Origin of the sequence: Mesorhizobium escarrei (genome assembly GCF_935825525.1) — a bacterium.
GTDB classification, from domain to species: domain Bacteria; phylum Pseudomonadota; class Alphaproteobacteria; order Rhizobiales; family Rhizobiaceae; genus Mesorhizobium; species Mesorhizobium escarrei.
This window is the reverse complement of sequence record NZ_CAKXZT010000145.1, coordinates 47,038-61,820: the sequence shown is the minus strand read 5'-3', so window position 1 is coordinate 61,820 and position 14,783 is coordinate 47,038. Positions and strand designations below refer to the sequence as shown.

Genomic DNA, 14,783 nt, shown 5'->3' with positions numbered 1-14,783 from the left:
CCAGTAAAAAGAAGGCGGGACGAACCCGCCCCCTTTGGCCTGATCAGTTGCAGGGATTGATCGTGAAGCCGGCCCGGTATTCCGCCAGGTGCTTCTCACGGTCCGCAGGCGACATGGCACGCAGCGCGTTGAGCGGCGATCCGAGCGTGTTGCCGCGCACGTCGTCCAGCGTCCACATCTCCTTGTCGTCGAAGCGCATATGCGGCTGCGGGACGAGCGTCTTGCCGTCGGAGCGGACGAAGTTCAGGTCCTTGATGGCGTCGGCCAGATCCCAGCCGTCATAGAGCGTCTCCCACTCGCGCTTGCCGCTGAAGCGGCCCATGGCGGGGGTCGGACGGCCCTGATACTCGTCGGCGAAGGCCACGGTGGCAGTCCACTTGTCGAGTTCGTGGGCGAAGGTGTGCAGTTGGCCGTCGATCTCGCCGACGACCATATCCTCGCGGATCAGGCAGGGTACGAGACAGGACCAGCAGCGGTGTGGGTAGACGTAGCCGACGTCGCTGTTGAACAGCAGCACCTTCTCGCCCTTGTGGCTGAGCTTGGCGTACCATTTCCAGAAGTCGCCGAACTCGGCGTACCAGCCCGGATACTTGTGCTCGAACCACTCGAAGTCCTTGTCGGTCTGGGCTTCGATGCGCCAGAAATTGACCGGCCAGCCGACCGCGAAGAACTGCCCGACCTTGTGGACGTAATTCTTCTTGGTGATGCGTTCCCAGGCCGCCTGGACGTCGTCGTGATGGACCTTGATGCCGTATTTCTCGAGCGGCAGCATGTAGGTGCGGTAGTAGTCTTCATAGATCCAGCGGTGCCACATTTCCGCGTAAGACTCCTTGTTCTTGTCGCGGTTGGTGGTGCCGTATTCGATGAAGGTGCCGATCGCCGCATCGACGATCGCGTGGTTCTGCCAGAAGGCATAGCGCAGGTCGCGCTCGAGCAGCAGATGATTTTCCGGCTCCTTGAGAGCCGCCATCAGCAGTGAGTGGCCATTGCCGATATGCCGGCTCTCGTCGGACTGCACCGACAGGAAGACGGTCGGCAGCGCATAGTCGCCGTTGCGGGCGGCTTCCGAAGGCATGGCGACAAACAGCGTGTTGGTAAAGGCGGTTTCGGCGACCACGGTCAAATACATGCAGGCGGCAGTCATGGTGTCGCCGGTGATGAAGCCTTCCGCGAACTGCCGGCCGATGGTCGTAGCGTAGCATTTGCCGAAGGCTTCCTCGGTGATGTCGAAGCCAGCCGGATCGATGTAATTCTCCATGTACCATTTCTTCAGATTCATCTGGATCGTCGAATGACGGAACTCGTCGATCATCTGCATGGTGAAGCCGGTCCGGAGTTCCTCGCCGGGCGCGATGCGGGCGACCATCGCCATCGAGCGGGCGGCGGAAATTTCCGGGAACGGAATGATGGCCAGGAAGAGCTTCATCCACTCGACCCAGCGCGGTTCCACATTGCGGAACATGTCGCCGCGCAGCGCCGCATCCAGCGCGCCGTAGACCCGGTTGTCCTTCTCTTCCTGCATCGGGAAGTAGGACCGCAGGACCTGTTTCATCGGGTCGCGCGGCGTCTTGTTGATCTTGTAGTCCGTCGGAAACGTCATCGCTTCCTGAACGTAGGAAGGATTCCAGCCGAGATCGGCGATCTTCTTGGTTGCCTCGCCGACGGAGATTCCGCGTTGCGAGGTGATCTTGTTGAGCGTCAGAGACGTCATGGTCATAAGCCTCCACCAGGTTTGAGCCGCAGGTCCCTTGACCCCGGCATGAAGCGGTTGCACAGCACCGCTAGTGAGAGTGCGAACGGCACGACAAAGGGTTGCGCGTTCAGGCGCGACTCATGGTCCAGCCATTCAAGTGGATCGTGGCAAAGGTTCTCGAGGCGTCTGGCACGGACCGCGGCGCCAACCGCATATGCGATGGGCGTATCGAAGCGGACGTGACCTGCTTCCTCCGTTCCTTCGTTCTTTTGGCATCGCGTCAAAAGCGCGATGGGCTTCTTGTGGAAATGTACAAAGCAAGCGCCGTGCCAATTTGAAAATAGCACCCATGGCAAGGGCTCAAAACAAAATCGCTGCTCTTTCGGCATATGAGCAGATGGTCAACTGTAACATTCTTTTACAGTTGTAACGTACGTCTGTAATATTTAACACCTATTCGCAACCGCAATATATTTAGTTAGCAAGCGCAGCAAGTACCGAAAACGAATATCATCTATTCTATTCTTCGTCTTTCTCCACTATTGGGGGTGACGGCCCATGGACGGGCCTCGTGCTGGAGAGAGACCATGCCAAACGATAAAGACAGCCGGGGGCCGCCCGAGCCAATGTCCAGTCAGACCGACGGCGTCACCGGCGATCTTGTCAGGCTGATGCCCCGGGATCTGGTCTTTGTCATGCGCTTCATGGGCGAGAGCCAACATCGCCTGCAGAGCCACTTCCGGGACTTCATCCGGGCCGAGCTTGCCGCCGGCGGCGTCACCACGGAAACGCATCCGATGATCCATCTGTTCATCGAGAACCATGCGATCCTGTTGCGCGACTTCGTCTTTTCCGGCGTTTCGCTGTCGCGGCAGTTCCGCGTTGAGGAGATCGAACGCCTCACCGGCGATACAACATCGATGATCCGCGTCGACATCTGGGATCAGCTCAAGAGCCACATCGAAACAGCCGAAAAACAGTTCCAGTCGCAGGCCGGCACGTTGCCAAAATTGCTGTCGGCTTTCGAAAAACCGGCCGGATCTTGGGGGAGCGAAAAATGACAGGAGGGTCCGATACTGCCAGGCGTGACGCGCTGCTCGCCCGCCGGCTCGATCTTGTCGCCAACGTCTCCGCGCTGACTGCCGAGGCGCTGCGGCTCGATCAGAAACGCGCCGGTATCGAGATGGATGTGCTGCGCCTGGAACTCGAAATCGGCAGGAGCGGCGGCAGCGCGCAACTGGTGCAGGATTTGCATGAGGCGGAGGAGAGAGCCGCGGCGGTCATGCAGGAAGGCGCGAGGTGCGAGCAACGCATCGCCGCCGCGGAGGGTGAGGTCGACGACGTCGACCGCAGCCTTGCGGCGACGGATGGAAACTGACGAAGGGAATGGTCATGAACCAGCATGCGATACAAAACCTGACCTTGTTCGACCTGCTGGCGCGAAGCTGGCGTCGTCCGTCGGCGGTCGCCGATCTGCGCTTCAGCGCCGATGGCTCGACCGTCGCCTTCACGTGTGTGGATGGAACAGTCGCAATTGCCGCGGTCGCGGACCAGGAGCCGCCGGAATCGCGGATTAGGGTGAGCGGCGATCTCGGCCAGACGACGATCCGGCCCAGAGAAAAATTACCGGCGCCACTGATCGCCACCGCTGTTTTGGGAGAGGGCGACGTCCCACTCGCAAGCTATCATCAGTCCGGCTTCCTTGTCGGAACGGCGCCCGGCGAGGCGGTGCATCTGACCGCGGACGGCAATGTGACGGAGGCACTGGTCAAGATCGACGGACCGATCGTCGCCATCGACCACAGCCCCCGGACGGCCATGACAGCCGTCAGCAACGGGCAGGATATCTTCCTGTCACGCGGCCAAGGCGATGCGTCGAGACTGCGACACGGTCCGACACCGTCCACGGATGCGCTTGCCTTTTCGTCAGACGGGCGGCGCCTAGCCTGCGGCCGGGAAAATGGACTATCGATCCGGGCGGTCGACGGCGACGCTGCCCCGATACGCGAGCTGTCTTTTCCGGCGCGCCCGGTGTCGATCCGCTGGAGTGGCGACGGCACATGGCTGGCCTGTGGGCTCGAAGCCGGAGGCTTTGCACTGGTCAGCGCGGTCGATGGCCGCACTGACATTGTCGCGGGATTTCCATCGCCGGTCCGGACCTTGTGCTGGAGTCTGCCGGAGAATGCGCTGTTTGCGTCGGGCGCCTTCCGGATCGCCGGCTGGTCGATGACCGCTCCGCCACTTGACGGTGACACCTCGGGCGCGCTGGAGACTGGCCGAGCCGGGCTGGTTCCGGTCGAGGCAGTGGCGGCGCACCCGGAGAAAAAACTGATTGCGGCCGGCTATGCCAACGGCAGGATCACCATCGCCCAGATCGGCGCGCGAGACGAACTCCTCGTCAGGCCGCTGGGCAGCGCGGTGACCGCGCTTGCCTGGTCCGGCGACGGACGCCACCTGGCAGTGGGCGCAGTCGACGGTACCGCCGCGATCGTCACCTTTCCCGCACAGATGTTCAAATAGCAAAGGCAGGCCGCATGCAAAAGGAGCACAAAATGCAAACCGAACCCAGCCCCGAGGACGAGAGCAAGGACGAATTCTTCGAAAGGCTTGCCAAGCTGTCGGAAGAAATGGTGGCCAAGCACGGCAAGGATTTCAGTATGGGCGCATTGGTGCTTGCCGCCCGCTGGATTGCCGAAAATCGCGTCGGCCAGTTGAAGACCAACTAAACTCACGACCAATCAATTGCGCTCGAAAGCCATAGCTCCGAAGGAGCTTTTAGGCGGATTCGCCGTACAGGTGTTGCGCTACGCTGGCTGTGTATGCCATTTCCGGCGCCGCAGCCGGGCGGGCGGCGCTATCGGCCCAACGGCTGCCTTGATAGGGAAATCAGTTCTGTCTCGTCGGTCACGCCGGCCATGTAATTGGCAATAATCCGAGACGCGATCGCCTCGCGCTGACCAGTCGATTGACCTTCAAGCTTGAGCTGTTCGAACGCTCGAGCCAGCAGAAGCAACTCGGACGGATCGAAAATACCAGCTTCCTCAGCTTTTCGACGGATGGCCATGGCATCCCTCAAAGACGATCGATTGTCTTTGCAACGTTTGCCGCGACATTGTGTTCCGGGAGGTGGTTCAACACGAGCCTAAAGCGCGTCGCGTTCGACCGGCCTCACGTGACGCGCTTTAGGTTGTTGTTTATGCATGTCGTTATCGCAAAACCCCTGCACACCCTCGGGTCCAGGCCCGAGGGCATGCTTTTGCGCGACATGCATTACATTAGGCGCGCGCCCTTGCTGGCCCTCTGCCGACAGCGGCTGACGCCAGTGGCCGCTTGCCGGCCTGCGTTATGAGCGCACCACCAGAGGCACCAGACCCTCATGGCGGTGGTCGAGATAACACACAACACGGTCGCCAATGCGCTCGAAGATGAGATCGACTTTCGCCTCGCCAATGGCCAGGTGGCGGATAACGATGTTGTCGATGCCGATAGGCAGCCGCGGGCGTTCCACAGTGATCTCGCGTTTCCAGCCGTCAACCCGAATGCCCAGGCAAGCCTGCAGCATCATGAAAGCGGAGCCAGCCGACCAGGCTTGCGGCAGGCAGGCGACCGGGTAGGCCACCGGTGAATCGCTGGCCGCACGCGTAAAGCCGCAGAACAGCTCTGGCAGCCGCATGTTGAAACGGACCGCCGCCTCGAACATACCGCTCATCAGCTTCACGACGCTGTCGCGTTCGTGATAGCGGGCGAGCCCGGAGGCGCAGAGCGCGGTGTCGTGCGGCCAGATCGAGCCATTATGATATGACATCGGGTTGAATGGGATCTCGTCGTCGGCCAGTGTGCGAACGCCCCAACCGCTATGAAGATGGGCAGAGAGCAGCTGGCTGGCAAGTGCCTGCGCCCGTTCCGCCGACGGCAGCCCGACATAAAGCAGGTGACCGGCGTTGGACGTGCGAACCGCGCATTGCTTGCCTTCTCCGTCGATCGCCAAAGCATAGAAATCGCGGTCCGGCATCCAGAAATGCGTCTCGACCGCCTGACGGATCCTCTCTGCCAGGGCGCTCCAGTGCGCCGCCTTGGCGTCGTCGCCGCGCCTGGCGGCCAGCGCCGCCATCCCTTGATATGCGGCGAAGGCATAACCTTGCACCTCGACCAATGCGATCGGCCCTTTGGGGATGGTGCCGTCGGCGTGGAAGACGGCATCGGAACTGTCCTTCCAGCCTTGGTTGAACAGACCCGTGTCGGCCGCCCTGTTGTAGGTTACAAAGCCTTCCCCGTTGCGGGCTCCGACCTCTTCCATCCAAGCAGTGGCGGCGCCCAGCGAGTCCCACATACGGTCGACGAATGCCTCGTCTCCGGTGCGATCGGCGTAGGACGAAGCCAGATAGACATAGAGTGGCGTGGTGTCGACGCCGCCATAGTAGCGGCCGAACGGCAGCTCGCGCAGCACGGCCATTTCGCCCTTCCGGGTTTCATGCATGATTTTGCCAGGCTCGGCATCGTCGAATACAGAGGTCTCGGTCGACTGATAGTGGGCAAGAAACGCCAGTACGCCGCGGGCAAGGTCCGGATTGAGCCAAAGCATCTGCAAGGCGGAAATGACGCCATCGCGGCCGAAAGCCGTCGAAAACCAGGGGATGCCGGCATAGGGGTATGGCCCGGTCTCCAGATCGGTCGTCAGCAGCGCGATGTCGGCGCGCGTGCGTGTCAGCCAGTCGTTGAACACGCGGCCGGAGCTGAAGACGGTGGCGCCCTGCCGGCGCTTTGAGCGCATGGCGAAGCGGGCTCGCGCAGCGGCCGCGCGAAAGCGGTCGCTGGAGGGGGTTTCGTCGCTGTGGCCGACCTCCAGGTACAATGCTCTGCTGTCACGTCTTGCCACGACAATGAGGAAATCGGCGTGATTGGGGTGCACCTGATCGGGCTTGATCGAGAATGCGATGACCGATTGACGCGCCACATTGTCGAGGCCTTCATATCGGAACGTTACGCTCGCCGCGCCGACCAGCGCGTCATGGGCGCGGCCGCGGCGGCTACGCGTAGTGCCGCGCACCTCGAACATGTCACGGAAATCGGCGTCGAAGTCGAGCCTGACCGGGAGAACCACCTCGCGCGCGGAGTAGTTGGTGAACTTGATGCGTTCGAACATGCGGTCCTGCCAGATGAACCGCGTCCGATCGACGTGGACGACGCCCGGCAAAGCTTCGCTGCCATTCGGCCCGATAGTGGCCAGGTTGGTGAGATTGGCGGTGAACAGGATGTTGTCCTGCGACAGCGAGGCGCCGAGCAGCGACGGCATCCGGCCGCCGATGAACAGGCGAAAGCGCGACAAAACACGCGTGTCGTCACGGAAAAGCCCGTCGCCGGTGCCGCGTATGTCGCCGTAGCTGTCTGCGACGACGAAGCAATCCTCGTGTTTCAGCGCAAATTGCCGATGCGGCTCGCGCGGTGCCGTTTCGTCGATTGCCGGCAGCGCCACGGCTGGATCAATCTTGCGGTCTTCGAGTTGAGTGGTCATGGTCAACTCCTCCCGTCCAGAAGCGACCAAGGCGGCTCAGGCGCTGATCCGAGCAGCCGAGCCGTCGCCTTGCTCGGTCAGGTAGACATAGTCATCATTGCGGCATTTTTAGCGCGCTCGTGTTGAGAACCAAGTGCTTCTGTTATGTCCTCCGAGAGCGAGCCATAGATCGCCACGTAGTCGCGGCACATGCGCTCGACCGTGAATCGCTCTTCAAAAGTCCGTCGCACCTGTGCACGATCAAGCCCGTTTATCCGCCGTACCGCATCCACAGCTCCGTCCAGCGTGTCGACGATCAACCCGGAAACACCATCGTCGATGACCTCCGGAACGGCACCGCGCCTGAACGCTATCACAGGCGTGCCACAGGCCATCGCCTCGATGGTTACGAGTCCGAAGGGTTCCGGCCAGTCGATAGGGAACAAAAGCGCTGCTGCATTACCCAAAAAGTCTGCTTTTCGCCGTTCGTCGATCTCGCCGATGAATTCCACGTTCGAATTTCTAAGAACTTGGGGTTCGACCCTCTCTTTCCAATAGGATTGGTCTACCTTGTCGATCTTGGCGGCGATCTTCAGCGGCATTCCGGTACGTGCAGCGATCTCAATGGCCGTTTCCGGCCCCTTTTCTGGTGAGATGCGGCCGAGGAATGCGAGGTAGCCCGATGCTTTCGGGCGAAACGGCAGAAGATCGCGAGGCAGACCGTGATACACCGTTCCGACCCAACGGACAGGCGGCATGGGCCAGCGTTGATCGTAAGAAATCGAAACCAGCGGAATGTCATCAAACATCGCATAAAGCTGCGCCAGGTCCGGGAGGTCGAGCCGGCCATGAAGTGTCGTAACGGTTCGCTGGGCAAAGTCCCGGACTATGGGGAAGTGGAGAATATCGATGTGAAAATGCAGCACGTCGAATTCATCGGCCCGCCTGCGCACCTGTTCAAGCATCATCACGTGCTGGGGAATGTCGTGCCGGACCCTGGGATTCAGGCGCAGTGCAATATCGCAACATGGGACCAATTCGGCAGAGGTGCGGGAATCACCGCTGGCGAACAAGGTCACGTCATGCCCCTGTCGAACAAGCTCTTCAGTCAGATATGAAACTATTCGCTCGGTCCCGCCATAGGTCCGCGGCGGCACGGCTTCGGTAAGGGGGGCGATCTGGGCAATTTTCATCTGCAACACTTCTCGAAAGCGAAGGTCATCCTTCAAAAAGCTACGACGGCAATCTCCTTCCTCGCGTTCATTGCGGTGCGGTCCTCCTGCGCCAACTCTCGAAGGGCCGATATGTTCCCGGCGGGAACAATCGCCGCGTCAGGGGAGTTCAAGTAGGCGGACCAAAAGGAGAACCAGGATGGCTACGAAGCTTCAAGACATAAAAGCCGTCAAGGGATCGAGCGGCGAGCACGGCGGCAACCGCGGTGGCAATCAGGACAAGATGGACAAGCCGCAAAAGAGCAGCCAGGCTGCCGGCAAGGATCCAAAGCGCGGCAAGGACTAACCGACGCCTGCCCCGGAGCGGGCCGCAATGGCTGCGATCCCCGACCATCGACAGGAGGCAAAGAAAAACTCGCCTCCGAAAGCCGAGCAGCCTGTATCGGGCCAGCCTGTAGCGGGAAAGAGGGCAAGCGGCAGCGACAAGGCCAAGGAACCGGCCAAGGGCGGCGCCCAAGCCAGGAAGGCCCAGGAATGGGGCGGCGGATCGAAAGCGTCGAAAGGCAAGATCACCCGGGCAGACCGGGAAAACCCCAACTCAAGCCAGCGCAGCTAGGCATTTCGCGTTCATCCAATCAGTCGGCGCGGAATTTCGAACGGCTCGGCCGGATGGGTTCGGATTGGGGATGGGTTCGGATTACAGGCACGCCTGGCCTGTCGTTTGCTCCCCTTCGAGATTGCAATTAGAAAATGCTCGAAGGCTCCGTGCCACAGCGCCGGCAATTGCGGCCTTGACGCGATGTGGATTAGGTCGTTTGTTGCGGGCGGAAGTGCCACGGGAGGAAACCATGGAAGTCACCCTGGGGGCGGATAGCCTCGCAGCGCGGTTCCACGTTTTCACGCCGATGACCGGCGAGGGCTCCCGCGCATGAATTCCGGAGCGATCCTCGAAGCAGCGGGATTGACTAAGGAATTTGGGGGCTTTGTCGCTGTCAACAATGTCAACCTGACGGTGGAGCGAGGATCGATCCACGCGCTGATCGGTCCCAACGGCGCAGGCAAGACCACCCTCTTCAACTTGCTGACCAAATTCCTCCAGCCAACGCGCGGGGCGATCCGCTACCAAGGCCGCGACATCACCAGGATGCAGCCGGCCGACATCGCGCGGCTGGGCCTTGTGCGCTCCTTTCAGATATCGGCGGTGTTTCCGCACATGACGGCACTTGAGAATGTCCGCATCGCGCTGCAGCGCCGGCGCGGCGACAGTTTCGATTTCTGGCGCTCCGAAACAGTGCTCTCCAAGTTCAATAGCGAGGGTGCGGCTCTTCTGGCCGATGTCGGCCTGACCGAGTTTTCAGATATCCGCGCCAGCGATCTGTCCTACGGCCGCAAGCGCGCGCTTGAAATCGCGACGACGCTGGCGCTGAACCCTGAAATGCTGCTTCTCGACGAGCCCATGGCCGGCATGGCGCAAGAAGACATCGAGCGCATCTCGGCGCTGATCCGGCGCATCTCCAAGAACCGCACGATTTTGATGGTTGAGCACAATCTGTCCGTCGTCGCATCGCTGTCGAACCGCATCACCGTGCTCGCGCGCGGCAAAGTCCTCGCCGAAGGCGACTATGCTGCGGTTTCCAAAGATCCGCGCGTTGTCGAAGCCTATATCGGGGCCGGCCATGTCTGAAGTTGAGCTTGCAAGCAGGCCGGCTGCTGGGCCCTCGGCGAGACCGCTGCTTCGCGTCGATGGCCTGCAGGGCTGGTACGGCGAGAGCCATGTGCTTCACGGCGTGAGTTTCGAGGTTGGCGAAGGCGAAGTGGTGACGCTGCTCGGCCGCAATGGCGCCGGCAAGACGACGACGCTGAAGGCGGTGATGGGAATTCTTTCCAGGCGCTCGGGCTCGGTCACCTACGACGGTCGGGAGACGATCAAGCTGCCGTCGCGGTTGATCGCACAGATGGGCATCGCCTACTGCCCCGAGGAGCGGGCGATCTTTTCCAGCCTCTCTGTCGAGGAGAATTTGATGCTGCCGCCGCAGGTGCGCCCTGGTGGGCTCACCGTCGAGCAGATTTTCGAGCTCTTCCCGAACCTGAAGGAACGGCTTTCGAGCCAAGGCACCAAGCTATCGGGCGGCGAACAGCAGATGCTCGCCATCGGCCGGATCCTGCGGACGGGCGCCAAGCTCTTGCTGCTCGATGAGCCGACCGAAGGGCTTGCGCCGGTCATCGTGCAGCAGATCGGCCGCACCATTGCCCGGCTCAAGGACGAGGGATTCACGATCGTGCTCGTCGAACAGAATTTTCATTTCGCCGCGTTGGTCGCGGACCGTCACTACGTGGTGGAACAGGGGCGCGTGATCGACACGATCCCCAACCGCGAACTCGACGCCAACATCGACAAGCTGCACGCCTATCTCGGTGTCTAGACAATCATCAACCATCAACGGCGCGTTGCGCCGCAATCGGAGGGAAGTAGCGATGAAAAAAATGGGATTTGTCCTGGCTTCAACGGCGAGCCTGCTGATGGCCGGCGCGGCCTACGCCACAGATGTCAAGATCGGCGTTCTGAATGACCGTTCCGGCATCTATGCAGACATCGCCGGCGAAGGCTCGGTCATCGCGGCCCAGATGGCGGTCGAAGACTTCAAGGCGACGGACAAGGGCATCAATGTGTCGATCGTCTCCGCCGACCACCAGAACAAGCCGGATGTCGGCTCGAACATCGCCCGCCAGTGGTACGACACCGAAAATGTCGATGTAATCGCCGACGTGCCAACCTCGTCGGTGGCGCTCGCCGTCAACGAGATCACCAAGGAGAAGAACAAGATCTTCCTCGCCTCGGGTCCGGCCTCGTCCGACCTCACCGGCAAAGCCTGTTCGCCCAACACCGTCCACTGGACCTACGACACCTGGGCGCTTGCCAACGGCACGGGCTCGGCCATGGTCGCACAGGGCGGCGACAGCTGGTTCTTCGTCACAGCGGACTACGCCTTCGGCCACGCGCTCGAGCGCGATACGTCGGCGGTCGTCGAAGCATCGGGCGGCAAGGTTCTCGGCGCCGTCCGTCATCCTTTCCCCGGCCAGGATTTTTCGTCCTTCCTGCTGCAGGCGCAAGGGTCGGGTGCCAAGGTCGTCGGCCTCGCCAATGCCGGCGGCGACACGATCAACGCGGTCAAACAGGCGTCGGAATTTGGCATCACGCAGGGTGGCCAGGCGCTCGCCGCCCTGCTGATGTTCATCAACGACGTGCATGCGCTTGGCCTCGAAGTGGCGCAAGGCCTCGTGCTCACCAGCGCGTTCTACTGGGACAAGAACGATCAAACGCGGGAATTCTCTGCCCGTTTCCAGGAGCGGAATGCCGGACAAAAGCCTTCGATGATCGAGGCCGGAGTCTATGCTTCTGTCCTGCATTACCTTAAAGCCGTCGAAGCCGTCGGCGACAAGGATGCGGCCAAGGTGATGGCCAAAATGAAGGAAATGCCGACCGAGGATCCGCTGTTCGGCAAGGGCACGATCCGCGCCGACGGGCGCAAGCTGCACGACATGTATCTGTTCCGCGTCAAGAAGCCGGACCAATCGAAGCGTCCATGGGATTATTTCGAGACGGTGGCCACCATTCCGGCCGACAAGGCGTTCCGCCCGCTCGCCGAAGGCGGCTGTTCGCTCGTCAAGTAAGCGAGCCTCGCCAACGATGCGCCGAACCACTCGGCGCGTCGTTTCGTCGATAAGTCAGCTGGAGCGACCATGTTCGAACTGCTTGGAATTCCGCCGCAGGTCCTGTTCGGGCAATTGCTGCTCGGGCTGATCAATGGTTCCTTCTATGCGGTTCTGAGCCTCGGGCTGGCGGTCATCTTCGGTCTGTTGAACATCATCAATTTCACGCATGGCGCGCAGTACATGCTGGGCGCCTTCGGCGCCTGGATGCTGCTCAACTATCTCGGCGTCGGTTACTGGTGGGCTGTGTTCATCGTGCCGCCGATCGTCGGCGTCACCGGCATCGTGCTCGAGCGCGTAATGATCCGACGGCTCTATCACCTCGACCATCTCTACGGGCTGCTTCTCACTTTCGGCCTGGCGCTGATCATCGTCGGCTTCTTCCGCCAGTTTTTTGGCGTTTCCGGCCTGCCGTACCCACCGCCGCCGCTTCTGACCGGCGGGTATAATCTCGGCTTCATGTACCTGCCCAATTCGCGCGCCTGGGTGATCGTGGCTTCCCTCATCGTGTGCCTCGCGACCTGGTTCATCATCGAAAAGACCCGGCTTGGCGCCTATCTCAGGGCAGCGACCGAGAACCCGACCATGGTCGGCGCGTTCGGCATCAACGTACCGCTGCTGGTCACGCTCACATATGGTTTCGGCGTCGCACTCGCGGGTTTCGCCGGCGTGCTCGCCGCGCCGATATACGCAGTCAATCCGAACATGGGGGCAGACCTGATCATTGTCGTCTTTGCCGTCGTCGTCATCGGCGGCATGGGCTCAATCCTGGGCTCAATCCTCACCGGCTTCGGGCTCGGGCTGATCGAGGGGCTGACCCGCGTATTCTATCCGGAAGGCTCGGCCGTGGTGATCTTTGTCATCATGGCGCTCGTGCTACTCGTCAAGCCCGCGGGTCTGTTTGGACGGAGTGTGTGATGACAACCGACACCAACCCGATCGCTATGGCGGCCATAACGTCCGTCGGCGCCGCGGGCATGCCCCGTCATCACCTTGCGATCTTCGTCGCGCTCTTCGTCTTCCTCATCGCCGCGCCATTTCTGCTCTATCCGATCTTTGTCATGAAGGTGCTGTGCTTCGCGCTGTTTGCCTGCGCCTTCAATCTGTTGCTCGGCTTTGGCGGTCTCCTGTCCTTCGGCCACGCAGCCTATTTCGGCATGGCGAGCTACGTCTCGGCCCATGCGGCGAAGGTGTGGGGCCTGACGCCTGAACTTGCCATTATCGCGGGCACGCTGGTGGCAGCCGTGCTCGGTCTCGCCATCGGCTCCCTCGCCATTCGCCGCCACGGCATCTATTTCGCCATGGTGACGCTGGCTTTTGCGCAGATGATCTATTTCTTCTCGCTGCAGGCGGCGTTTACCGGCGGCGAGGACGGCATCCAGGCCGTGCCGCGCGGCCATCTGTTCGGGCTGATCGACCTGGGTTCGAGCGAAGTTCTCTATTTCTTCGTGCTCGCCATCTTCTTCGCCGGCATATTGCTGATCTATCGGATCATCCATTCGCCGTTTGGACAGGTGTTGAAGGCGATCCGCGAGAACGAGCCGCGCGCGATCTCGCTGGGCTATCGGGTCAACCGCTACAAGCTCGCCGTGTTCGTGCTGTCGGCCACGCTCGCCGGCGTCGCCGGCGCAACCAAGGCCATCGTGTTCCAGTTGGCGTCGCTTACCGACGTCTACTGGACGATGTCCGGCGAAGTCGTGCTGATGACGCTGTTGGGCGGCATGGGCACGGTGTTCGGACCAATCGTCGGCGCGGCAGTCATCGTCACGATGCAGAACTACCTCGCGACATTCGGCGACTGGGTCACGATCGGCCAGGGCATCATCTTCGTTGTCGCGGTGCTGTCGTTCCGGGAAGGCATCGTTGGCGTCCTGGCAAAATGGATCCGAAAACCGCTCTGACCGGGTCGTGAAACCAGCGACCGGTCGCCGGTTAGACCATTCAGCCACTCAGTAGCCGCTCATCCTGACAGTGGCGGGCTGTTCAGGCGCCCGGTGCGATTAGTTTCAGCGATGGAAAATAGGTGCGGTAGCGGCCGACGTCGCGGGTGAGCAGCGGCAGTCCATCGACGGCCGCATGGGCGCCAATGAAGAAGTCAGGCAGCACACCAGTGCGCGATCCGCCCGATTTGCGATACTGCGTAAACACCTTTCCGGCGAGGAACAGTGCTGCCCGGGGCATCGGAGCCATTTGGAGACCAGCTTCGTCAAGCAACGCGTCGATACTCTCGATGCGGTCATAGCGGACGGCAAGTTCGGTATAGACTGCATCGTTGATCAACAACGGCCCATCCAGGTTTGCCGCCTCAAGCTGGGCGATCGACCAATCAGCCCAGTTCGCATCGTTCGTGACAAGATCGAGCAGAACATTGGTGTCGACCAGCGTCACGCGTCACCACGCGTCAGTGCCATGATCGCGTCGGTGTCGAGGCCCTTGCCGGCGTGGCCGCGCAATTTTGCGAAGCGGCTTGCGGGCTGCTTCTTGTCACTACGCACGATCACCACATTGCCGTCATCGGTGCGGCGGAAATCAACCTTGCTGCCCGGGACGATTCCGAGCAGGTCCCGGACCGGCTTCGGGATGGTCACCTGTCCTTTGGCTGTGACTGTGTTGGTCATGTTGCACCTTGGTAATACCTATTTTCCACAAGGTATTACCTTTTCGGTCGAATTTCAACCTCCGCACCGGCTGCCGAAGCCCGTGATTTTGTGACTTG

Annotated in this window: 17 protein-coding genes; 11 read left to right on the top strand and 6 right to left on the bottom strand. The window is 61.1% G+C overall.

Going from position 1 to position 14,783, the window contains the following annotated elements:
• Positions 1-43: 43 nt before the first annotated feature.
• Positions 44-1,717, bottom strand: a complete 1,674-nt coding sequence (locus NMG80_RS24710; RefSeq protein ID WP_006206784.1) for an aromatic/alkene/methane monooxygenase hydroxylase/oxygenase subunit alpha — start codon at positions 1,715-1,717, stop codon at positions 44-46.
• A gap of 563 nt (positions 1,718-2,280) precedes the next feature.
• On the opposite strand from NMG80_RS24710, the gene NMG80_RS24705 reads away from it, so the two are divergent.
• From NMG80_RS24705 to NMG80_RS24690, 4 genes are read left to right on the top strand one after another with little or no spacing between them, the layout of a single operon-like run.
• Positions 2,281-2,754 carry a hypothetical protein gene (locus tag NMG80_RS24705; protein WP_254020521.1) on the top strand — a complete coding sequence of 158 codons (474 nt, stop codon included), beginning with the start codon at positions 2,281-2,283 and terminating at the stop codon, positions 2,752-2,754.
• Positions 2,751-3,071, top strand: a complete 321-nt coding sequence (locus NMG80_RS24700; protein ID WP_254020520.1) for a hypothetical protein — start codon at positions 2,751-2,753, stop codon at positions 3,069-3,071. The genes NMG80_RS24705 and NMG80_RS24700 overlap by 4 nt, the downstream gene beginning before the upstream one ends.
• Positions 3,072-3,085: 14 nt before the next feature.
• Entirely contained in the window at positions 3,086-4,213 is a 1,128-nt protein-coding gene (locus NMG80_RS24695) for a WD40 repeat domain-containing protein (protein ID WP_254020519.1), read from the top strand.
• A gap of 32 nt (positions 4,214-4,245) precedes the next feature.
• Positions 4,246-4,419, top strand: coding sequence for a hypothetical protein (locus NMG80_RS24690; RefSeq protein ID WP_254020518.1), 174 nt, complete (start codon positions 4,246-4,248; stop codon positions 4,417-4,419).
• Positions 4,420-4,547: 128 nt separating this feature from the next.
• On the opposite strand, the gene NMG80_RS24685 is transcribed toward NMG80_RS24690, so the two are convergent.
• The 3 genes from NMG80_RS24685 to NMG80_RS24675 form a co-directional block, all read right to left on the bottom strand.
• Positions 4,548-4,757, bottom strand: coding sequence for a hypothetical protein (locus tag NMG80_RS24685; RefSeq protein ID WP_254020517.1), 210 nt, complete (start codon positions 4,755-4,757; stop codon positions 4,548-4,550).
• Positions 4,758-5,036: 279 nt separating this feature from the next.
• Entirely contained in the window at positions 5,037-7,205 is a 2,169-nt protein-coding gene (locus NMG80_RS24680) for an amylo-alpha-1,6-glucosidase (protein WP_254020516.1), read from the bottom strand.
• A gap of 77 nt (positions 7,206-7,282) precedes the next feature.
• Positions 7,283-8,377, bottom strand: coding sequence for a glycosyltransferase family 4 protein (locus tag NMG80_RS24675; RefSeq protein WP_254020515.1), 1,095 nt, complete (start codon positions 8,375-8,377; stop codon positions 7,283-7,285).
• 178 nt (positions 8,378-8,555) lie between these two features.
• Here NMG80_RS24675 and NMG80_RS24670 point away from each other — a divergent pair, with 178 nt between their 5' ends.
• From NMG80_RS24670 to NMG80_RS24640, 7 genes are all read left to right on the top strand, one after another.
• Positions 8,556-8,702: a hypothetical protein gene (locus NMG80_RS24670; protein WP_254020514.1), complete on the top strand. Its 147-nt coding sequence runs from the start codon at positions 8,556-8,558 to the stop codon at positions 8,700-8,702.
• Between the two features lie 27 nt (positions 8,703-8,729).
• Positions 8,730-8,972 carry a hypothetical protein gene (locus NMG80_RS24665; protein WP_254020513.1) on the top strand — a complete coding sequence of 81 codons (243 nt, stop codon included), beginning with the start codon at positions 8,730-8,732 and terminating at the stop codon, positions 8,970-8,972.
• Positions 8,973-9,284: 312 nt separating this feature from the next.
• Entirely contained in the window at positions 9,285-10,040 is a 756-nt protein-coding gene (locus NMG80_RS24660) for an ABC transporter ATP-binding protein (RefSeq protein ID WP_254020512.1), read from the top strand.
• Positions 10,033-10,779, top strand: coding sequence for an ABC transporter ATP-binding protein (locus tag NMG80_RS24655; RefSeq protein WP_254020511.1), 747 nt, complete (start codon positions 10,033-10,035; stop codon positions 10,777-10,779). Before NMG80_RS24660 ends, NMG80_RS24655 begins: the two co-directional genes overlap by 8 nt.
• A gap of 61 nt (positions 10,780-10,840) precedes the next feature.
• Positions 10,841-12,028 carry an ABC transporter substrate-binding protein gene (locus tag NMG80_RS24650; protein WP_436798340.1) on the top strand — a complete coding sequence of 396 codons (1,188 nt, stop codon included), beginning with the start codon at positions 10,841-10,843 and terminating at the stop codon, positions 12,026-12,028.
• Positions 12,029-12,097: 69 nt separating this feature from the next.
• Positions 12,098-12,985 (top strand): branched-chain amino acid ABC transporter permease, encoded by an 888-nt coding sequence (locus tag NMG80_RS24645; RefSeq protein WP_254020509.1) that lies wholly within the window; start codon positions 12,098-12,100, stop codon positions 12,983-12,985.
• A complete protein-coding gene (locus tag NMG80_RS24640) occupies positions 12,985-13,968 on the top strand; it encodes a branched-chain amino acid ABC transporter permease (RefSeq protein ID WP_436798674.1) in 984 nt (327 codons plus the stop codon). Before NMG80_RS24645 ends, NMG80_RS24640 begins: the two co-directional genes overlap by 1 nt.
• An 82-nt stretch (positions 13,969-14,050) precedes the next feature.
• On the opposite strand, the gene NMG80_RS24635 is transcribed toward NMG80_RS24640, so the two are convergent.
• A complete protein-coding gene (locus tag NMG80_RS24635; protein ID WP_254020508.1) occupies positions 14,051-14,455 on the bottom strand; it encodes a type II toxin-antitoxin system VapC family toxin in 405 nt (134 codons plus the stop codon).
• On the bottom strand, positions 14,452-14,685 hold the full coding sequence (locus NMG80_RS24630; RefSeq protein ID WP_027156398.1) for an AbrB/MazE/SpoVT family DNA-binding domain-containing protein: 234 nt from the start codon (positions 14,683-14,685) through the stop codon (positions 14,452-14,454). The genes NMG80_RS24635 and NMG80_RS24630 overlap by 4 nt, the downstream gene beginning before the upstream one ends.
• Positions 14,686-14,783: the final 98 nt, after the last annotated feature.

Excerpts from the sequence above, each read along its gene's own strand:
- NMG80_RS24710 (WP_006206784.1), bottom strand. The coding sequence starts at position 1,717 with ATGACCATGACGTCTCTGACGCTCAACAAGATCACCTCGCAACGCGGA.
- NMG80_RS24705 (WP_254020521.1), top strand. The coding sequence starts at position 2,281 with ATGCCAAACGATAAAGACAGCCGGGGGCCGCCCGAGCCAATGTCCAGT.
- NMG80_RS24700 (WP_254020520.1), top strand. The coding sequence starts at position 2,751 with ATGACAGGAGGGTCCGATACTGCCAGGCGTGACGCGCTGCTCGCCCGC.
- NMG80_RS24695 (WP_254020519.1), top strand. The coding sequence starts at position 3,086 with ATGAACCAGCATGCGATACAAAACCTGACCTTGTTCGACCTGCTGGCG.
- NMG80_RS24690 (WP_254020518.1), top strand. The coding sequence starts at position 4,246 with ATGCAAACCGAACCCAGCCCCGAGGACGAGAGCAAGGACGAATTCTTC.
- NMG80_RS24685 (WP_254020517.1), bottom strand. The coding sequence starts at position 4,757 with ATGGCCATCCGTCGAAAAGCTGAGGAAGCTGGTATTTTCGATCCGTCC.
- NMG80_RS24680 (WP_254020516.1), bottom strand. The coding sequence starts at position 7,205 with ATGACCACTCAACTCGAAGACCGCAAGATTGATCCAGCCGTGGCGCTG.
- NMG80_RS24675 (WP_254020515.1), bottom strand. The coding sequence starts at position 8,377 with ATGAAAATTGCCCAGATCGCCCCCCTTACCGAAGCCGTGCCGCCGCGG.
- NMG80_RS24670 (WP_254020514.1), top strand. The coding sequence starts at position 8,556 with ATGGCTACGAAGCTTCAAGACATAAAAGCCGTCAAGGGATCGAGCGGC.
- NMG80_RS24665 (WP_254020513.1), top strand. The coding sequence starts at position 8,730 with ATGGCTGCGATCCCCGACCATCGACAGGAGGCAAAGAAAAACTCGCCT.
- NMG80_RS24660 (WP_254020512.1), top strand. The coding sequence starts at position 9,285 with ATGAATTCCGGAGCGATCCTCGAAGCAGCGGGATTGACTAAGGAATTT.
- NMG80_RS24655 (WP_254020511.1), top strand. The coding sequence starts at position 10,033 with ATGTCTGAAGTTGAGCTTGCAAGCAGGCCGGCTGCTGGGCCCTCGGCG.
- NMG80_RS24650 (WP_436798340.1), top strand. The coding sequence starts at position 10,841 with ATGGGATTTGTCCTGGCTTCAACGGCGAGCCTGCTGATGGCCGGCGCG.
- NMG80_RS24645 (WP_254020509.1), top strand. The coding sequence starts at position 12,098 with ATGTTCGAACTGCTTGGAATTCCGCCGCAGGTCCTGTTCGGGCAATTG.
- NMG80_RS24640 (WP_436798674.1), top strand. The coding sequence starts at position 12,985 with ATGACAACCGACACCAACCCGATCGCTATGGCGGCCATAACGTCCGTC.
- NMG80_RS24630 (WP_027156398.1), bottom strand. The coding sequence starts at position 14,685 with ATGACCAACACAGTCACAGCCAAAGGACAGGTGACCATCCCGAAGCCG.